18 protein-coding genes are annotated in these 16710 nt (G+C 57.9%); 8 read left to right on the top strand and 10 right to left on the bottom strand.

What is annotated here, in order from left to right; all coding sequences use genetic code 11:
* The first annotated feature begins 45 nt into the window (after positions 1–45).
* From C8N31_RS08280 to C8N31_RS08265, 4 genes are all read left to right on the top strand, one after another.
* Positions 46–489 carry a MaoC family dehydratase gene (locus C8N31_RS08280; RefSeq protein ID WP_025047893.1) on the top strand — a complete coding sequence of 148 codons (444 nt, stop codon included), beginning with the start codon at positions 46–48 and terminating at the stop codon, positions 487–489.
* A gap of 118 nt (positions 490–607) precedes the next feature.
* Entirely contained in the window at positions 608–1540 is a 933-nt protein-coding gene (locus tag C8N31_RS08275; protein WP_025047894.1) for a bifunctional riboflavin kinase/FAD synthetase, read from the top strand.
* Entirely contained in the window at positions 1537–2007 is a 471-nt protein-coding gene (locus C8N31_RS08270) for a YcgN family cysteine cluster protein (protein WP_025047895.1), read from the top strand. Before C8N31_RS08275 ends, C8N31_RS08270 begins: the two co-directional genes overlap by 4 nt.
* Positions 2007–3041 carry a threonine aldolase family protein gene (locus C8N31_RS08265; RefSeq protein WP_025047896.1) on the top strand — a complete coding sequence of 345 codons (1035 nt, stop codon included), beginning with the start codon at positions 2007–2009 and terminating at the stop codon, positions 3039–3041. The genes C8N31_RS08270 and C8N31_RS08265 overlap by 1 nt, the downstream gene beginning before the upstream one ends.
* A gap of 7 nt (positions 3042–3048) precedes the next feature.
* On the opposite strand, the gene C8N31_RS08260 is transcribed toward C8N31_RS08265, so the two are convergent.
* Complete coding sequence (locus C8N31_RS08260) at positions 3049–3822, bottom strand: alpha/beta fold hydrolase (RefSeq protein WP_025047897.1); 774 nt, start codon at positions 3820–3822, stop codon at positions 3049–3051.
* Positions 3823–3848: 26 nt separating this feature from the next.
* The gene (locus tag C8N31_RS08255) at positions 3849–4445 is read right to left on the bottom strand and encodes a 2-hydroxychromene-2-carboxylate isomerase (RefSeq protein ID WP_025047898.1); all 597 of its coding nucleotides are present in this window, start codon (positions 4443–4445) and stop codon (positions 3849–3851) included.
* Between the two features lie 105 nt (positions 4446–4550).
* Here C8N31_RS08255 and C8N31_RS08250 point away from each other — a divergent pair, with 105 nt between their 5' ends.
* The gene (locus C8N31_RS08250) at positions 4551–5570 is read left to right on the top strand and encodes a ribose-phosphate pyrophosphokinase (protein ID WP_025047899.1); all 1020 of its coding nucleotides are present in this window, start codon (positions 4551–4553) and stop codon (positions 5568–5570) included.
* 8 nt (positions 5571–5578) lie between these two features.
* On the opposite strand, the gene C8N31_RS08245 is transcribed toward C8N31_RS08250, so the two are convergent.
* From C8N31_RS08245 to C8N31_RS08210, 8 genes are all read right to left on the bottom strand, one after another.
* Complete coding sequence (locus C8N31_RS08245) at positions 5579–5929, bottom strand: H-type lectin domain-containing protein (RefSeq protein WP_025047900.1); 351 nt, start codon at positions 5927–5929, stop codon at positions 5579–5581.
* Positions 5930–6044: 115 nt separating this feature from the next.
* Positions 6045–6482 carry a F0F1 ATP synthase subunit epsilon gene (locus C8N31_RS08240; RefSeq protein ID WP_025047901.1) on the bottom strand — a complete coding sequence of 146 codons (438 nt, stop codon included), beginning with the start codon at positions 6480–6482 and terminating at the stop codon, positions 6045–6047.
* A gap of 15 nt (positions 6483–6497) precedes the next feature.
* A complete protein-coding gene (gene atpD, locus C8N31_RS08235; protein ID WP_025047902.1) occupies positions 6498–7922 on the bottom strand; it encodes a F0F1 ATP synthase subunit beta in 1425 nt (474 codons plus the stop codon).
* Positions 7923–7941: 19 nt separating this feature from the next.
* A complete protein-coding gene (locus C8N31_RS08230; RefSeq protein ID WP_025047903.1) occupies positions 7942–8820 on the bottom strand; it encodes a F0F1 ATP synthase subunit gamma in 879 nt (292 codons plus the stop codon).
* 14 nt (positions 8821–8834) lie between these two features.
* The gene (atpA, locus tag C8N31_RS08225) at positions 8835–10373 is read right to left on the bottom strand and encodes a F0F1 ATP synthase subunit alpha (protein ID WP_025047904.1); all 1539 of its coding nucleotides are present in this window, start codon (positions 10371–10373) and stop codon (positions 8835–8837) included.
* Positions 10374–10934, bottom strand: coding sequence for a F0F1 ATP synthase subunit delta (locus tag C8N31_RS08220; RefSeq protein WP_174233535.1), 561 nt, complete (start codon positions 10932–10934; stop codon positions 10374–10376). It abuts the gene before it with no gap.
* 334 nt (positions 10935–11268) lie between these two features.
* Positions 11269–11586 (bottom strand): DUF3775 domain-containing protein, encoded by a 318-nt coding sequence (locus C8N31_RS08215; RefSeq protein ID WP_025047906.1) that lies wholly within the window; start codon positions 11584–11586, stop codon positions 11269–11271.
* An 86-nt stretch (positions 11587–11672) separates the two neighbouring features.
* Positions 11673–12419: a methyltransferase domain-containing protein gene (locus C8N31_RS08210; protein WP_025047907.1), complete on the bottom strand. Its 747-nt coding sequence runs from the start codon at positions 12417–12419 to the stop codon at positions 11673–11675.
* 61 nt (positions 12420–12480) lie between these two features.
* Here C8N31_RS08210 and gloB point away from each other — a divergent pair, with 61 nt between their 5' ends.
* The 3 genes from gloB to C8N31_RS08195 all read left to right on the top strand — a co-directional run bounded on the left by gloB (position 12481) and on the right by C8N31_RS08195 (position 16710).
* On the top strand, positions 12481–13248 hold the full coding sequence (gloB, locus tag C8N31_RS08205) for a hydroxyacylglutathione hydrolase (protein ID WP_025047908.1): 768 nt from the start codon (positions 12481–12483) through the stop codon (positions 13246–13248).
* A 175-nt stretch (positions 13249–13423) separates the two neighbouring features.
* Positions 13424–15745: an ATP-dependent Clp protease ATP-binding subunit ClpA gene (clpA, locus tag C8N31_RS08200; RefSeq protein WP_025047909.1), complete on the top strand. Its 2322-nt coding sequence runs from the start codon at positions 13424–13426 to the stop codon at positions 15743–15745.
* Positions 15742–16710 carry a M23 family metallopeptidase gene (locus C8N31_RS08195; RefSeq protein ID WP_025047910.1) on the top strand — a complete coding sequence of 323 codons (969 nt, stop codon included), beginning with the start codon at positions 15742–15744 and terminating at the stop codon, positions 16708–16710. Before clpA ends, C8N31_RS08195 begins: the two co-directional genes overlap by 4 nt.

Raw genomic sequence — 16710 nt, 5'->3', positions numbered from 1 at the left:
ATCGGAGATGCTCCGAACGGCATTTTATTACTCAGAGGATGGGGTATGTTGGACAACCTTCCGCGCGGCACGATCTGTATCGAAGACATCGAAATCGGCATGAGCCGCTATCTGCGTAAGGTCGTGACCGACGCGGATATCGAAATGTTCGCGCAGATCTCGACGGACCGGAACCCGGTGCATCTGGATGATGACTATGCCCAAGACACGATCTTTGAGGGTCGCATCGCCCACGGGATGCTGACGGCCGGTTTGATCTCGGCGGTGATCGGGGAACAACTGCCCGGCCACGGGACGGTTTATCTGGGCCAATCGCTCAAGTTTCTTGGCCCTGTGCGCCCCGGTGATATGGTCTATGCCGAGGTCAAAGTAACCGATATCGAGTTTGCCAAGCGCCGGGTCAAAATGGATTGCCATTGCGCCGTGGACGGCAAGAAAGTGTTGATCGGCGAGGCCACAGTGCTGGCACCGTCGCGCAAGTTCGACTGATCCGGCAAGGGGGCCAGCCCCCATCGCGGCAGGCCGCGATTCCCCCGGAGGTTTTTCTGGCCAAATGAAGCAGGCCCAGTGCTTGCCACTGCGGGCCGTGGCCGATAGGCAATGATCTATGAAGATCATCCGTGACCACCAGTTTGTAGATCAAAGCGACCGCGGCGCCACCGCCGCGATTGGCAACTTTGACGGTGTCCATCAGGGCCATATGTCGGTCATTGATCTGGCCCGCAACGCCGCCCCCGATGCGCCGCTGGGCGTGATCACTTTTGAGCCGCACCCCAGAGAGTTTTTCGCCCCCGATGCGCCGCCCTTTCGCCTGATGAGCCGAGATGCGCGGGCGCATAGACTGGAGAAGGTCGGCATTGATCTGCTTTATGAGCTGAACTTTGGCACGCAGCTGGCTTCCCTGACGCCAGAGGAATTTGCCCGCGATGTGCTCAAGGATGGGCTGGGCATTGCGCATGTGGTGGTTGGTGCGGATTTCTGTTTTGGCAAAGGCCGGGCGGGCAACGCTAAGGATTTGATCACCTTTGGCGAGACCTTTGGCTTTGGCGTGACGATTGCCCCCCTTTTGGAAACCGGAGCGCAGACCGTATCCTCCACTGCAATCCGCAAGGCGCTCAGCGACGGCAAGCCGCGCGAGGCCGCCGCAATGTTGGGCCATTGGCACAGGGTTGACGGGCCGGTCATCACCGGCGAACAGCGCGGGCGCGAATTGGGCTTTCCCACCGCGAATATGTCCATTGATGACATCCACCCGCCTGCTTTTGGCGTTTACGCAGTGCTGGTCGATGTTTTGGAAGGCCCGCACAAGGGCAGTTATCAGGGCGCGGCCAGCATAGGTGTGCGCCCGATGTTTGGTGAAAACACCGCCAATTTGGAGACCTATATTTTTGACTTCAAAGGCGATCTTTACGGCGCGCCTCTGTCCATCGCCTTGGTCGAACATCTGCGCGGCGAGGAAAACTTTGACAGTCTGGATGCGCTGATCACCCAGATGGATGCAGATTGCGCCAAGGCCCGTAGCATTCTGGATGCCCTATGAGCGATCCAATTGGGCGCAAGGGCCTGACCCCGAAGTTCTGGGAGAAAAAGCCGCTGTCCGAGATGAACCAGACAGAGTGGGAGGCGCTGTGTGATGGTTGCGGGAAATGCTGCCTGAACAAGCTGGAAGATGAAGACAGCGGCGAGGTGGCGCTGACCCGCGTGGCCTGCCGCCTGCTCGATGATACGACCTGCCGCTGTGTGCACTACGAAAACCGCCATCAGTTTGTGCCAGATTGCATCGTTCTCAAACCCGATAACATGGACAGCCATGCCTATTGGATGCCGCAGACCTGTGCCTATCGTCTGCTCTGGCAGGGCAAGCCCTTGCCCGAATGGCATCCCTTGATCAGCGGCACAGCCCAGTCGGTGCATGACGCCGGGATCAGCGTGCAAGGCGGCACCGTTTCAGAATTCGACACCCCGTTCGAGGAATGGGAAGACCACATCATCGAGGAGCCGACCTGATGTTTTTTGCCTCTGACAATGCAGGCCCGGCGCATCCGCAGGTGATGGAGCGGGTGATTGCCGCCAACACCGACTATGCGATGCCCTATGGCAACGATCCGATCATGGATGAAGTCCGCGCCGAGATCCGCCGCGTGTTTGAGGCGCCGGATGCAGCGGTTTATCTGGTGGCGACGGGCACAGCGGCCAATGCACTGGCGCTGGCCTGCTATTGCCAGCCTTGGCAGACGGTCTTTTGTTCCGAAGTGGCCCATATTCAGGAAGACGAGTGCAACGCGCCAGAATTCTATGCAGGCGCGGCCAAGCTGACAGTGATACCGACACAGGACAAGATGACGCCAGAGGCTTTGCAGGCGGCGATTGCGGCCCGCTCTCCTGATGATGTGCATTCGGCGCAGCGCGGCCCGGTTTCGATCACCCAAGTCACAGAGCGCGGGTCGGTGCATACCTTGACCGAATTGCGGGCGCTCACCGATGTGGCCAAGGCCCATGAGATCCCGGTGCATATGGACGGCGCACGATTTGCCAATGCGACCGAGGCGCTGAGCTGCACACCGGCCGAGATGACGTGGAAGTTGGGTGTGGATGTTGTCAGCTTTGGCGGCACCAAGAACGGCTGCATGGGGGTTGAGGCGGTTGTGTTCTTTGATCCAACAAAGGCATGGGAATTTGAGCTGCGCCGCAAGCGCGGGGCGCATCTGTTTTCAAAGCACCGGTTCCTGTCCGCGCAAATGGCCGGATACCTGCAAGACGATCTGTGGCGCGAGACTGCGCGGCAGGCCAATGCCAATGCGGCCTATCTGGCAGAGGGATTGCGCAAGGCCGGGGCAGAGTTTTTGCATAAACCGGAAGCCAATATGCTGTTCCCGCGCTTCCCACGGGTCATTCACCGCAAGCTGCATGAGGCCGGAGCCAAATACTACCTATGGGACGGACCGCTAGATGGGCCGGAGGACAGCCTGCTTGCCGCGCGGATGGTGTGCGACTGGTCTATCAGCAAAGAGCGGGTCGACCAGTTCCTGAGCCATTTCTAAGCGCCAATCAGGCCCGTTCAAGCAAAGTGGCAAATGCCTCTGACGTTTCTGCCGGATGGCTGATCGGGGCCATGTGGCCTGCCCCTGCGATAACCGACTGAACCGCTCCGGGGATGCGTTTGCACAGCCCGTCATTCACCGCCGCAATGGCGGGTAACGCCTGTTCGCCGCGGATCAGCAGAGTTGGCAAAGTCAGCGCATCAAGCTGCCCCGGTTCCAGCAGTCCGCAAAGATCATCGTAAAGAAACGCATGGGTGTCCGGCACCACGTGGATGGCGCGGGTCATGGCAGCGCGGGTGCGGTCCGGCAAACGGTCCCATGTTCCCGCCTCGCTCCACATCCGGTTGAACAGACGGGCAGCAAGGGCGCGGTCCCCCGCTTGCATCGCATCAACAAAGGGCTGTGCGCGGCCATCTTGATCGCCCATGGTGTCAGATGCGTCGGCCATCGCCACGGCAAAGAAAACCGGCTCGATCAAGGTAATGCTACGGACCCTTGCGGGATGTTCCACCGCCATGCGCAGGGCCGTGGCTGCGCCAAAAGAATGGCCGATCACATCCATCGGCGCGTCATCCATCACCGACAATGACGCCGCAAGCACTGTATCAGCAAAGCTGCTGCGCTCGTCCCAGTCAACGCTGCGGCCATGGCTGGGCATGTCAGGCGCGATAAAGGTCAGATCCTCACCCAGCAATTTGACCATGCCGCCCCATGCCCCGCCAAAGGCCAGCGTGCAATGCAAGGCAAGAACCCGGCGCGGGCCGGATCCAAGCGTGCTCACGTGAGGGGTGAACCCTACTTGGGCTGTCACAGATCGCCTGCCAGATGGGCATCAACGTCGGCGATGCGGTCCTGCCCCCAGAACCGTTGATCACCGACAAAGTAGAAAGGTGCACCAAAGACACCCCGCTCAACCGCTTCTTCAAGGTTGCGGGCATAGGTCTCCGCCCCGACCAACATGCCGCTGTCTGCCAGTGCCGGATCAAAGCCTGCCTCTTGCAAGCAGGCGCGAACAACGTCGTCTTGCGCGATGTCTTTTTCCTCGGCCCAGACGGCGCGGGTGATCAGATGCGCCAATTGCCCCAAATCTCCGCCACCTGCATTCTGCGCTGCGATAAAGGCATAGGCGGCTGGCGCGCCATTGGTCGGCCAATGTGCGGGCTTGAGGTTGAAATCCATGCCAAGTTTCTTGGCCTGCCGCACCAGTTCTTGGGCGCGGTATTCAATGCGGCTGATGTGCCGGTCCTTTGGCGGTGTGCCTCCCGTCCGGCCAAAGGCCGCGACGATATCGAAAGGCTTGTAGTTGATGCTCGCCCCATGTTTGGCGGCCACCTCTTCAAGGCGAGTGCCTGCGAGGTAACAATAAGGGGACAGGGTGGCAAAAAAATAGTCGATCTGGGCCATTTGGCTCTCCTTCTGGGCTGAGCTGCTTTGCGGCACCGTAAGGCCATGCTAGGTGGTGTCAACGTCACGAATCTGTCATCTACGCCCCACTCGGAGACTGCCCCAATGCCCACCCCCTCAGAACCCAAACTGATTTCAGGCAACGCCAATATGCCACTGGCCAAGGCAATCGCGCGGCGCATGTCGCTGCATCGGGGGGTCAATGTCGGGCTGGTCGATGCACGGGTTGAGCGGTTCAACGACGGTGAGATCTTTGTCGAGGTGTTCGAAAACGTGCGCGGTGAGGATATGTTCATCATTCAACCGACCTCGAACCCGGCCAACGACAACCTGATGGAGCTGCTGATCATGGCCGACGCGCTGCGCCGATCTTCGGCGGCGCGGGTCACGGCAGTGCTGCCATACTTCGGTTATGCCCGTCAGGATCGCCGCACCAAGGCGCGGACGCCCATCACCGCCAAGATGGTGGCAAACATGCTGGTTGGCACAGGCATCGAACGGGTTTTGACAATGGATCTGCATGCCGCACAGATTCAGGGCTTTTTCGATATTCCAGTGGACAACCTCTATGCCTCACCGGTGTTTGCCCTTGATATCAAACACACGTTCAAGGACCGCATGGACGAGCTGATGATTGTCTCGCCTGACGTGGGCGGCGTGGCCCGCGCACGGGAACTGGCCAAGCGGATCAACTCCCCCCTTTCGATCGTAGACAAACGCCGCGAAAAGCCCGGTGAGATCGCCGAGATGACCGTCATTGGTGATGTAAAAGGCAAAATCTGCCTGATCGTGGACGATATCTGCGACACTGCCGGCACGCTGTGCAAAGCCGCCGAAGTGCTGCTGGAGAATGGTGCCAAGGAAGTGCATTCCTACATCAGCCACGGCGTGATGTCCGGCCCTGCCGTGGAACGTGTCACAAATTCGGTGATGAAATCACTGGTCATCACCGACAGCATCCAACCCACCGCCGAGGTCAAGAATGCGGCCAACATCCGTATCGTGCCAACCGCGCCGGTCTTTGCCCAAGCGATCCTGAACATCTGGAACGGCACATCGGTGTCTTCGCTGTTTGAGCAGGACACATTGGGCCCGATTTACGATGGAATGTACGCCGGAAGCTGATCGCCTGATCAGCTGACGTCCCAATCGTCGTCTTCTGACAATTCACCAATGGCCGACCACGCCATGCGCACCCGTGCCACACGGGTGTCGCCCCATGTGCGGAACACCATGTCAAAGCCGGCCTCTGTCACCTTGTCTGCCGCAATATCGGCCCGCATGACCGTCGCGGCATCCACATCCCAAAGGGACAGAGACACCTGCACACTGGGCGGGGATTTGAACGCTTCGGAAAAGGTAATCTGCTTGCGGCGCTCGCGCTGGCCCTCACCGGTCCACATGTCACCGCCGTTTTCATAGTCCGAAAACAGGACAACATCACCGCTGTCCACGCCGATAAGATGACTGCGAAGTTTTTTCATAAATCAAACGGTGTCCGGCCTTCCAGTTGTGCGTGCATACTGGCGGATTTTGCGGGTGCAGCAAAGCAAAAAGGCCCCGCTTGCGCGAGGCCTCTTTAATACCATTGTAACCGGATCAGAGGTTTGGCTGTTTCGCCGAAAGACCGATCTCATCGCCCATTGCGACCATATCCGACAGCAGCTTGGCTGCGTCATCCACGGGGCCGGGTTCATTTGCAAAAGCCTCTTTGGCTTTGGCGTAAGTCGTCTTGGCTTCTTCAACCATCTCGTCAAGCTGGTCTTGGGTCATGTCACCCTTAACCACGGCGCGCTCGGCCAGAACCGACACACCGCGGCTGCTGATCTCGGCGAAACCGCCGGTCACAACATAGGCTTGTGTCCCATCCGGGCCGTCTACCGTCAGAACACCGGGGCGCAGCGTGGTGATGGTGGGGGCATGCCCCTCCATCGCCGTCATATCGCCATCCGCACCGGGGATCTGGACCGAAGTGACCTCCATCGAGGCCAGCCGCCGCTCGGGCGACACCAGATCGAATTGCATCGTGTCTGCCATGAGTAAGGCTCCTGATTAGGCGGCGTCTGCTGCCATTTTCTCGGCTTTCGCCTTCACTTCGTCGATGCCGCCAACCATGTAGAAGGCGCCCTCTGGCAGGTGGTCATATTCACCGGCCACAACCGCTTTGAACGACGCGATTGTGTCTTCCAGAGGCACCTGAACACCGTCAGAACCAGTAAACACTTTCGCAACGTCGAAAGGCTGGCTCAGGAAGCGTTCGATCTTACGGGCACGGGCCACGGCGAGTTTGTCTTCTTCGCTGAGTTCGTCCATGCCGAGGATCGCGATGATATCCTGAAGCGATTTGTAACGCTGAAGAACCTGCTGCACGTCCGTGGCGACTTTGTAGTGTTCATCACCGATCACCAGCGGATCAAGCAGACGGGAGGTGGAACCAAGCGGGTCCACAGCAGGGTAGATACCCTTTTCCGAAATCGCACGATCCAGAACGGTTGTCGCATCAAGGTGGGCAAAGGATGTCGCTGGCGCAGGGTCAGTAAGGTCATCCGCAGGGACGTACACGGCCTGAACCGATGTGATCGAACCGTTCTTGGTCGAGGAAATACGTTCCTGCATCGCCCCCATGTCGGTGGCCAGTGTTGGCTGGTAACCCACAGCGGAAGGAATACGGCCCAGAAGGGCGGACACTTCGGAACCGGCCTGTGTAAAGCGGAAGATGTTGTCCACAAAGAACAGAACGTCAGAACCAGATTCGTCGCGGAACTGTTCGGCCAATGTCAGACCGGACAGAGCCACACGCATACGCGCACCTGGAGGCTCGTTCATCTGGCCGTAGACCAGAGCAATTTTCGAATCGGGCAGGTTATCAGGAACGATAACGCCGGATTCGATCATTTCGTGGTAAAGGTCGTTCCCTTCACGTGTCCGCTCACCCACACCCGCGAACACGGACACACCGGAGTGTACCTTCGCGATGTTGTTGATCAGTTCCATGATCAAAACGGTTTTGCCAACGCCGGCACCGCCGAACAGACCAATTTTACCACCCTTGGTGTAGGGGGCCAGAAGGTCGATCACCTTGATGCCTGTTGTCAGGATCTCGGTTTCGGTGGACTGCGCTTCGAACGCAGGCGCATCGCCGTGAATGGCGCGGCTGTCTGTTGCGTCAACCGGGCCCTTTTCGTCAACCGGATCACCGGTCACGTTCAGGATACGGCCCAATGTGCCTTTGCCAACTGGCACCTGGATAGGTGCGCCTGTGTCGGTCACAGCGGCGCCGCGAACGAGGCCTTCTGTGGCGTCCATCGCGATTGCGCGAACAGTGTTTTCACCAAGGTGCTGCGCCACTTCGAGAACAAGGTTTTTGCCGTTGTTCTCGGTGTTGAGGGCGTTCAGAATCTCAGGAAGGTTATCTTCGAACTGCACGTCAACGACGGCGCCGATGACCTGAGTAATTTTGCCGACTGCATTTGCCATGTCGTTTCTCCGATATTGCTTACAGCGCTTCCGCGCCGGAAATGATTTCGATCAGCTCGTTCGTGATGACGGCCTGACGCGAGCGGTTGTACTGGATCGTCAAACTGTCGATCATATCGCCCGCATTGCGTGTGGCGTTGTCCATCGCGGACATCCGCGCGCCCTGCTCCGATGCTGCGTTTTCCAACAAGCCAGAGAAGATCGCGGTGGCAACACCGCGTGGCAGCAGATCCGCAAGGATCGCCTCTTCGGAAGGCTCGTAGTCAAACAGCGTCGAGGCACCCGCATCTTCGCCGGCATCGTCGAATTTAGCCGGGATGATTTGCTGGGCTGTAGGAACTTGGCTGACCACATTGACGAACTTCGCGTAAAACAGCGTCGCCACATCAAATTCGCCGCCGTCAAACCGCGTCAGAACATCCTTGGCGATATTTTGCGCATCGGCATAACCAAGACGCTTCACCTCGGACATGTCCACGTGACCGATCATATAGGCGCCAAATTCACGCTTCAGCTGATCGCGGCCTTTTTTGCCAACGGTCAGGATCTTCAGCTCTTTGCCCGCGGCCAGCACGTCTTGTGCTTTGGCTTTGGCCAATTTGACGATGTTGGTGTTGAAACCACCGCACAGCCCGCGTTCGGACGTCATGACGACCAAAAGCTGAACCTGATCGGACCCTGTACCGCTCAGCAGTTTGGGGGCGCTGTCAGATCCGCCAACGGAGGCCGCAAGCCCCGCCATCACGGCATTGAACCGTTCGGCGTAGGGGCGAGAGGCTTCGGCAGCTTCCTGCGCGCGGCGAAGTTTCGCCGCGGCAACCATTTGCATGGCCTTGGTGATCTTGCGGGTCGATTTGACCGACGAGATCCTGTTTTTAAGGTCCTTGAGATTTGCCATTGGCTTATCTCTCCTTAAGCGAAGTCAGCGGCGTAGGAATCAAGCGCTGATTTGATTTTGTCTTCCAGCTCGTCTTTCACCTTACGATCGTTGTTGGTGATGTCGTCGAGCAGGTCGGCGTTCTTGCCGCGCAGGTGTGCCAGCAGGCCCTGTTCCCAGCGGCCCACTTCGGACACGTCGAGCTTGTCGAGGTAGCCATGTGTGCCTGCGTAGATCACGCAAACGATCTCGGCGTTGGACAGTGGCGCGTACTGTGGCTGTTTCATCAGTTCGGTCAGGCGGGCACCACGGTTCAGCAACTGCTGGGTGGCGGCATCCAGATCGGAACCGAACTGAGCAAAGGCCGCCATTTCGCGGTACTGAGCCAAGGACAATTTCACCGGACCGGCAACCGAAGACATCGCTTTGGTCTGGGCCGAAGAGCCAACCCGCGAAACCGAAAGACCGGTGTTCACAGCAGGACGGATACCTTGGTAGAACAATTCTGTTTCCAAGAAGATCTGACCGTCGGTGATCGAAATCACGTTGGTTGGAATAAACGCGGACACGTCACCACCTTGGGTTTCGATGATCGGCAGGGCCGTCAAAGAACCGGCACCGTTGTCTTCGTTCAGCTTGGCCGAACGTTCCAGCAGGCGGGAGTGGAGATAGAAAACGTCACCAGGATAAGCTTCACGCCCCGGTGGACGACGCAGAAGCAGGGACATCTGGCGATAAGAAACGGCCTGCTTTGACAAATCATCATAGATGATCAAAGCGTGGCGGCCATTGTCGCGGAAGTGCTCTGCCATCGCGGTGGCGGAATAAGGCGCGAGGAACTGCATCGGTGCAGGCTCGGATGCAGTCGCGGCCACAACGATGGAATATTCGATGGCGCCGGATTCTTCGAGCTTTTTGACCAGCTGCGCCACGGTGGAGCGTTTTTGACCAATCGCAACGTACACGCAGTACATTTTCTTGCTCTCGTCGTCACCAGCGGCGGCGTTCACCTGTGCCTGGTTCAGCATGGCGTCAAGCGCCACGGCTGTTTTACCGGTTTGACGGTCGCCAATGATCAATTCACGCTGGCCACGGCCAATCGGGATCATCGCATCAACAGATTTCAGACCTGTCGACATTGGCTCATGCACCGACTTACGCGGGATAATGCCGGGCGCTTTCACATCTGCAAGACCACGGGTCTTGGATTTGATCGGGCCTTTGCCGTCAATTGGGTTGCCCAGACCGTCTACAACACGGCCAAGAAGTTCGTCACCTGTTGGCACGTCCACAATGGAGTTTGTGCGCTTAACAGTGTCGCCTTCTTTGATGTCACGGTCGGAACCGAAGATAACAACACCAACGTTGTCCGCTTCGAGGTTCAGGGCCATACCCTGAATACCGCCGGGGAATTCAACCATTTCACCAGCCTGAACATTGTCCAGACCGTAAACACGGGCAATACCGTCACCGACGGACAGCACGCGGCCAACTTCGGCCACTTCTGCTTCTTGACCGAAATTCTTGATCTGGTCTTTCAGGATCGCAGAAATCTCTGCAGCTTGGATACCCATTTATCCGACCTCTTTCATTGCATTCTGTAGGGAATTGAGCTTCGAGCGGATCGAGGTATCGATCATCTTGGAGCCCACTTTGACGACAAGACCGCCGATGAGGGTTTCATCCACGGTCGTTTGGAGCGTTACGGTTTTGCCTGTGGTCGCCTTGAGCGATTTGGCAAGTTTGTCTGATTGTGTCTTGGTCAGCGCTTTGGCCGATGTAACCTCTGCGGTGATCTCGCCTTTGTCGGCGGCGATCAGGTCGCGCAAAGTCTTGACCAACTGCGGCAAAACAAACAGGCGACGCTTTTGCGCCATCAGCGCCAGCGTGTTGCCCATCATTGGCGACAGTTTCATTTTCTTGGCCAGCGCAGAAACGGCATTTGCCTGTTCATCGCGGCTGTAGATCGGGGAATGGATCAGATTGCGAAAGTCTTCGCTGTCTGCCAGTGCCGCAGACAGACCTTCAAGATCTGTCTCAATGGCTTTGACCTTTTTGGTCTCTTTCGCCAGATCGTAAACGGCAGCTGCATAGCGTTGCGCAATGCCGGTGGAAATTGATGCTGTTTCGGACACGTCCATCCTCTCATACAGTCAGTTCCGGTATGCGAAGGAAGTCGCGTCACCGGAGTGTTGGCGCGGCTTGAAACGGTTCAAGACGTCTAAATCAGGGGCGATGTAGCAGACAGGGTTCCGCCCCGCAACACTGTATCACGCCCCGACGAAGAGTCCCTATCGCTTTATTTTAAGGGGTCAGCGGCACATGCGGCGCTTTGTCCACCTGCAAATCCCTCAATGTTGCTTAAAAATAGCTACGTTGCGCGATTCTTACACCCGCAATCTGCGGCGTGTTGGTCTGATTGCGGCGCATCCAGACCATATCGGACAGACCGCGCATTTCCCGTTTGGGTTACAGCAAATCTTCTTCTGCGTCAGCGACAGACAAGCCTAAGGCCTCCATCCCACTTTCCAAGTGGTCACAAAAGTGCGGAGAGCCCAAAAGGTAATCTGGTGTCGGAATGCTGGCCTCCCGTTCGGCGGTGGCCATTGCCTCGGCCAGATCGTCGGCCTCAAAACTCCCGCGCCCGATCCACATCACTGCGACAAGGCTGTGCAGTTCTTCGTCGTTGAGCGTTTCAAGAAATCCGCGCAGCTCTGCTTCGCCGCGTTCGATCTCATGTCCGTAAAGAATGATCTGCGCCACTTTGCGCTGACTGATCTGTAACATCGCTATCCCCTTTGGTTCAGTGTTTGACTGAACCATGGCATGCCAGTGGCGGGGTTTCTTTGCGCCAGATCAATGTCGGGGTGGGTCTAAACCGGCTTGGCCGTCGGTTCGGCCATCCCTTCAAGCACTTCAATCGCCCGCCGCGCCGTGCGCCGCTCAACTTTGCCTTTGGGCGGGTACACCAGTTTGGTCGCTTCGACCATAAAGGCGCCGCCTGCCATCATCGTGGGCATATGCCGACCGATTTTCTCAAACAATCCAGCCGATTTCATCCAAACCCGTTGCTGCGATGGAAACTGGAACAAGGCGCCCATGTGCCGCTCTGGCAAAAACTGATGTTTGCGCAACTGGGTCTCAAGCTGGCCGGGCGAATAGGGCCGTCCATAGCCAAACGGCGTTCGGTCCCGCCGCGCCCAAAGCCCGGCACGGTTTGGCACAATAAACAGCGCCCTGCCCCCCGGCCCCAGCACCCGCCAGCATTCCTCAAGCAGATCACTGGGCCGTTCCGACGTCTCAAGGCCATGCAGCAGCACCAGCTTGTCCACATGTCCGGTCTCAATCGGCCAAAGCGTTTCTTCGGTCAGAACCGACGTGTTGGGCATTCCGGCTGGCCAGGGCATCACCCCCTGCGGCCCTGGCATCAGAGTAATCACCCGCCGCGCGTCTTTCAGATAGGGCCGCAACAAGGGCGCGGCAAAGCCAAAGCCGACCACCGTCTGCCCCTTTGCTTCGGGCCAGAATTCCAACAGCCGGTTGCGCATACTTTTCTGCGCCGCACGGCCCAGCGCGCTGCGATAATAGAAATTCCGCAAATCTTGCACATCAAGATGCATTGCAGCCCGCCTTGGTGAATGACACTCTGTCTTCATATTACGCACCACCGAGGTAAACGCCATGCCCTATGATCTGATCACGATCCCCTGCCTGTCCGACAATTACGCCTATCTGTTGCGCGACCATGACAGCGGCGAAGTGGCCGTCATTGACGTGCCCGAAGCGGGGCCGATCCTGAAGGAGTTGGAAAACCGCGGCTGGTCTGCAACGCAGGTCTGGCTGACCCACCACCACTGGGATCACATCGACGGGTTGCCGGATCTGCTGGCCCTGCATCCGGCCAAGGTGGTCGGCGGCAAGGCGGACGCACACCGCCTGCCGAAACTGGATCAGGCCGTGTCAGAAGGTGATGCCGTATCCTTGGGCGCATTGGAGGCGCAGGTGCTGGATGTCTCTGGCCATACCATCGGCCATATCGCCCTATATGTGCCAAAAGCGTCCCTTGCCTTTACCGCCGACAGCCTGATGGCGCTTGGCTGCGGTCGCCTGTTCGAGGGGACACCAGAGCAAATGTGGGACAGCATGCAAAAGCTGATGGCCCTGCCCGCCGACACAACCATCTGTTCGGGCCATGAATACACGGCCTCGAACGCGAAATTCGCGCTCACGGTTGATCCCGCCAATGCAGCCCTTATATCTAGATCAACCGACATTCAGGCGGCCCGCGACAAGGGGTTGCCGACTGTTCCCTCGAAACTTTCAACCGAGCTTGAAACCAATCCCTTTTTGCGCCCCGCCGATCCCGGCATTCGCGCAACCCTAGGGATGCAGGACGCCACAGATGCTGCTGTTTTTACGGAAATTCGCAAACGCAAAGACAGTTTTTAAACCCAGCATAAATGGCCAAAACGCACCGATCACGGCAAAAGTGAGCGTCTTTTTCAAGAAAACGCTTGAAGACCGGCCACGATCAACCAAACTCTAATACTATGAGGCCATGGTCGGACCGGGGGTCTGTTATCCCACAGAACTCCGCCGGCCCCGATCGAAAAGGAGCACGCCCGTGCCTTCATTCTCGACTACACTTGAGCAGGCAATCCACGCAGCCCTTGCGCTGGCCAATGCCCGCCGCCATGAATTTGCCACGCTGGAACACCTGCTGTTGGCATTGATTGATGAACCCGATGCCGCGCAGGTGATGAAAGCCTGCTCCGTTGATACGGATGAATTGCGCGACACCTTGAACGAATTTGTCGATGAGGATCTCAGCAACCTTGTCACCGATGTGGATGGCTCCGAGGCGGTGCCTACTGCCGCATTCCAACGGGTGATCCAACGCGCCGCGATCCATGTGCAATCTTCTGGCCGGACCGAAGTGACCGGCGCCAATGTTTTGGTTGCGATCTTTGCCGAACGCGAAAGCAATGCCGCCTATTTCCTGCAGGAACAGGAAATGACCCGATATGACGCGGTCAATTACATCGCTCATGGCGTTGCAAAAGACCCCGCCTATGGCGAGGCACGCCCCCTGTCCGGCGCCCCCGAACACGAGGAAGAGCCGCAGGGCGTCACCGAGGGTGAGAAAAAAGAATCGGCGCTGGCCAAATATTGCGTGGATCTGAACGCCAAATCCCGCGATGGCGATGTTGATCCGCTGATTGGCCGTTCTGACGAGGTCGAACGCTGCATTCAGGTGCTGTGCCGCCGCCGCAAGAACAACCCGCTACTGGTGGGTGATCCTGGCGTTGGCAAAACAGCCATAGCCGAAGGGCTGGCTCGCAAGATCGTCGCCGGCGAAACGCCGGAAGTTCTGGAAAACACCACCATCTATTCGCTCGATATGGGCGCATTGCTGGCTGGCACCCGCTACCGCGGTGATTTTGAGGAACGGCTCAAGGCGGTTGTGACCGAGTTGGAAGAGCATAAAGACGCTGTTCTGTTCATCGACGAGATTCACACCGTAATTGGTGCTGGCGCGACCTCTGGCGGGGCTATGGATGCCTCCAACTTGCTGAAACCTGCGTTGCAGGGCGGCAAGCTGCGCACCATGGGCTCCACCACCTACAAGGAGTTCCGTCAGCATTTTGAAAAGGACCGCGCCTTGTCGCGCCGGTTCCAGAAGATTGATGTGAATGAACCCTCCGTCGAAGATGCGGTGAAAATCCTGCGCGGACTGAAGCCGTATTTCGAGGATCACCATTCGGTCAAATACACCTCGGACGCGATCAAAACCTCCGTTGAACTGGCGCATCGCTACATCAACGACCGCAAGCTGCCCGACAGCGCGATTGACGTGATCGACGAGGCTGGCGCGGCGCAACATCTGGTTGTTGCCTCCAAACGTCGCAAGACCATCGGCACCAAAGAGGTTGAGGCCGTTGTGGCCAAGATCGCCCGCATCCCGCCCAAAAACGTCTCCAAAGACGATGTGATTGTGCTCAAAGACCTCGAAACCTCGCTCAAGCGGGTGGTCTTTGGTCAAGATACGGCAATCGAAGCACTTTCCTCCGCCATTAAACTGGCGCGGGCGGGCCTGCGCGAACCGGAAAAACCTATCGGCAACTATCTATTCGCCGGACCAACCGGTGTCGGCAAAACCGAGGTTGCCAAACAGCTGGCCGATACGTTGGGTGTGGAACTGTTGCGCTTTGACATGTCGGAATACATGGAAAAACACGCCGTTTCGCGCCTGATTGGTGCGCCTCCGGGTTATGTTGGCTTTGATCAAGGCGGGTTGTTGACCGACGGCGTTGACCAGCATCCGCATTGCGTTCTGCTCCTCGACGAGATGGAGAAAGCGCACCCTGATGTCTACAATATCCTGTTGCAGGTGATGGATAATGGCCGCCTGACGGATCACAACGGACGCACCGTTGATTTCCGCAATGTGGTGCTGATCATGACCTCTAACGCAGGTGCCGCCGAACAGGCAAAAGAGGCCGTTGGCTTTGGCCGGGATCGCCGCACGGGTGAAGATACCGCCGCGATTGAACGGACCTTCACGCCGGAATTCCGAAACCGTCTGGATGCCGTGATCAGTTTTGGCGCATTGCCCAAAGAAGTGATCCTGCGCGTGGTCGAGAAATTTGTACTGCAACTCGAAGCACAGTTGATGGACCGCAACGTGACCATCGAACTCAGCAAGAAAGCCGCCGAATGGCTAGCCGACAAAGGGTATGATGACAAAATGGGCGCCCGTCCTCTGGGCCGCGTGATCCAGGAACACATCAAAAAACCTTTGGCAGAAGAACTTCTGTTTGGTTCGCTCGCCAAGGGCGGTGTTGTGAAGGTCGGCGTGAAAAAAGGTGAGCTGGACCTGACCATTCTCGGCCTTGAAAAGCCGCGGATCTCTGGCGACAAACCACCGCTTTTGACTGCGGAATGATGTTGCGGGGCCTGTTGGCCCTGCTGATCCCCTTCGCCGGTCCTGTACTGGCGGAGGGGTTTCTTTTGGATCTGCCAATTGACTGCGATCTTGGGCAGACCTGCTATATCCAGCAATATGTTGACCACGACCCAAGCAACACCGCGCAAGATTACCGCTGCGCCGGGCTCAGCTATGATGGCCACAAAGGCACCGATTTTGCCCTGCCGCACCTCGCCATGATGCAACAGGGCGTGCCCGTTTTGGCAGCGGCCACTGGTGTGGTGGTCGGGCTGCGCGATGGCATGGCAGATGAGGTCTATTCGCAGGCCAATGCCCAAAAGGTGAAAGGCCGGGAATGCGGCAACGGTGTGGTGCTGCGCCATGAGGGCGGTTGGGAAACCCAATATTGCCATCTCAGACGCGGATCGCTGACCGTGGAAAAGGGCAACCAGATCACCGCTGGCACCCCTCTTGGACAGGTCGGGATGTCAGGGCGTGCGGCCTTTCCGCATCTGCACCTCTCGGTGCGCAAAGATGGCAAGCCGGTTGATCCATTTGTACCAAGTGGAAAAACCTCTTGCTCAGAAACGCCATCACAAACCCTCTGGCGTGATCCGCCACCCTATCGCGCGGGCGGGTTGCTCTTGTCTGGGTTTGCCGATCAAGTGCCTGATTATGCAGAAGTCAAAGCGGGAGCAGCCAACACCGGGCTCTCTGCGAAATCGGCCAATATCGTGGCGTTCTCTTTCGGCTTCGGCTTTCGTAAAGGCGATATTCTAGACATCTCCATCACTGGTCCAAAGGGCCTGCGCCTGTCAAAACGGCATAACTTTGACAAAGCAAAAGCCCAAGCCTTCCGCGCTATCGGACAGAAACGCCGCCGCGCCCCTTGGCCATCCGGCGACTATTCGGGCCGGGCGGCCCTCATCCGGGGCGGCGCAGAGATCAGCAGCCACAGTTGGACCGCCACCATCGCAGATTAA

It is taken from the genome of Sulfitobacter mediterraneus (assembly GCF_003054325.1).
Taxonomy (GTDB): domain Bacteria; phylum Pseudomonadota; class Alphaproteobacteria; order Rhodobacterales; family Rhodobacteraceae; genus Sulfitobacter; species Sulfitobacter mediterraneus.
Note: the sequence above shows the minus strand (reverse complement) of the source record. Positions and strands in the feature narration are given on the sequence as shown.

Excerpts from the sequence above, each read along its gene's own strand:
- C8N31_RS08275 (WP_025047894.1), top strand. The coding sequence starts at position 608 with ATGAAGATCATCCGTGACCACCAGTTTGTAGATCAAAGCGACCGCGGC.
- C8N31_RS08215 (WP_025047906.1), bottom strand. The coding sequence starts at position 11,586 with ATGTTACAGATCAGTCAGCGCAAAGTGGCGCAGATCATTCTTTACGGA.
- atpD (WP_025047902.1), bottom strand. The coding sequence starts at position 7,922 with ATGGCAAATGCAGTCGGCAAAATTACTCAGGTCATCGGCGCCGTCGTT.
- C8N31_RS08195 (WP_025047910.1), top strand. The coding sequence starts at position 15,742 with ATGATGTTGCGGGGCCTGTTGGCCCTGCTGATCCCCTTCGCCGGTCCT.
- C8N31_RS08240 (WP_025047901.1), bottom strand. The coding sequence starts at position 6,482 with ATGGCAGACACGATGCAATTCGATCTGGTGTCGCCCGAGCGGCGGCTG.
- C8N31_RS08265 (WP_025047896.1), top strand. The coding sequence starts at position 2,007 with ATGTTTTTTGCCTCTGACAATGCAGGCCCGGCGCATCCGCAGGTGATG.
- C8N31_RS08270 (WP_025047895.1), top strand. The coding sequence starts at position 1,537 with ATGAGCGATCCAATTGGGCGCAAGGGCCTGACCCCGAAGTTCTGGGAG.
- C8N31_RS08255 (WP_025047898.1), bottom strand. The coding sequence starts at position 4,445 with ATGGCCCAGATCGACTATTTTTTTGCCACCCTGTCCCCTTATTGTTAC.
- C8N31_RS08280 (WP_025047893.1), top strand. The coding sequence starts at position 46 with ATGTTGGACAACCTTCCGCGCGGCACGATCTGTATCGAAGACATCGAA.
- C8N31_RS08250 (WP_025047899.1), top strand. The coding sequence starts at position 4,551 with ATGCCCACCCCCTCAGAACCCAAACTGATTTCAGGCAACGCCAATATG.
- gloB (WP_025047908.1), top strand. The coding sequence starts at position 12,481 with ATGCCCTATGATCTGATCACGATCCCCTGCCTGTCCGACAATTACGCC.
- C8N31_RS08230 (WP_025047903.1), bottom strand. The coding sequence starts at position 8,820 with ATGGCAAATCTCAAGGACCTTAAAAACAGGATCTCGTCGGTCAAATCG.
- C8N31_RS08245 (WP_025047900.1), bottom strand. The coding sequence starts at position 5,929 with ATGAAAAAACTTCGCAGTCATCTTATCGGCGTGGACAGCGGTGATGTT.
- atpA (WP_025047904.1), bottom strand. The coding sequence starts at position 10,373 with ATGGGTATCCAAGCTGCAGAGATTTCTGCGATCCTGAAAGACCAGATC.
- C8N31_RS08210 (WP_025047907.1), bottom strand. The coding sequence starts at position 12,419 with ATGCATCTTGATGTGCAAGATTTGCGGAATTTCTATTATCGCAGCGCG.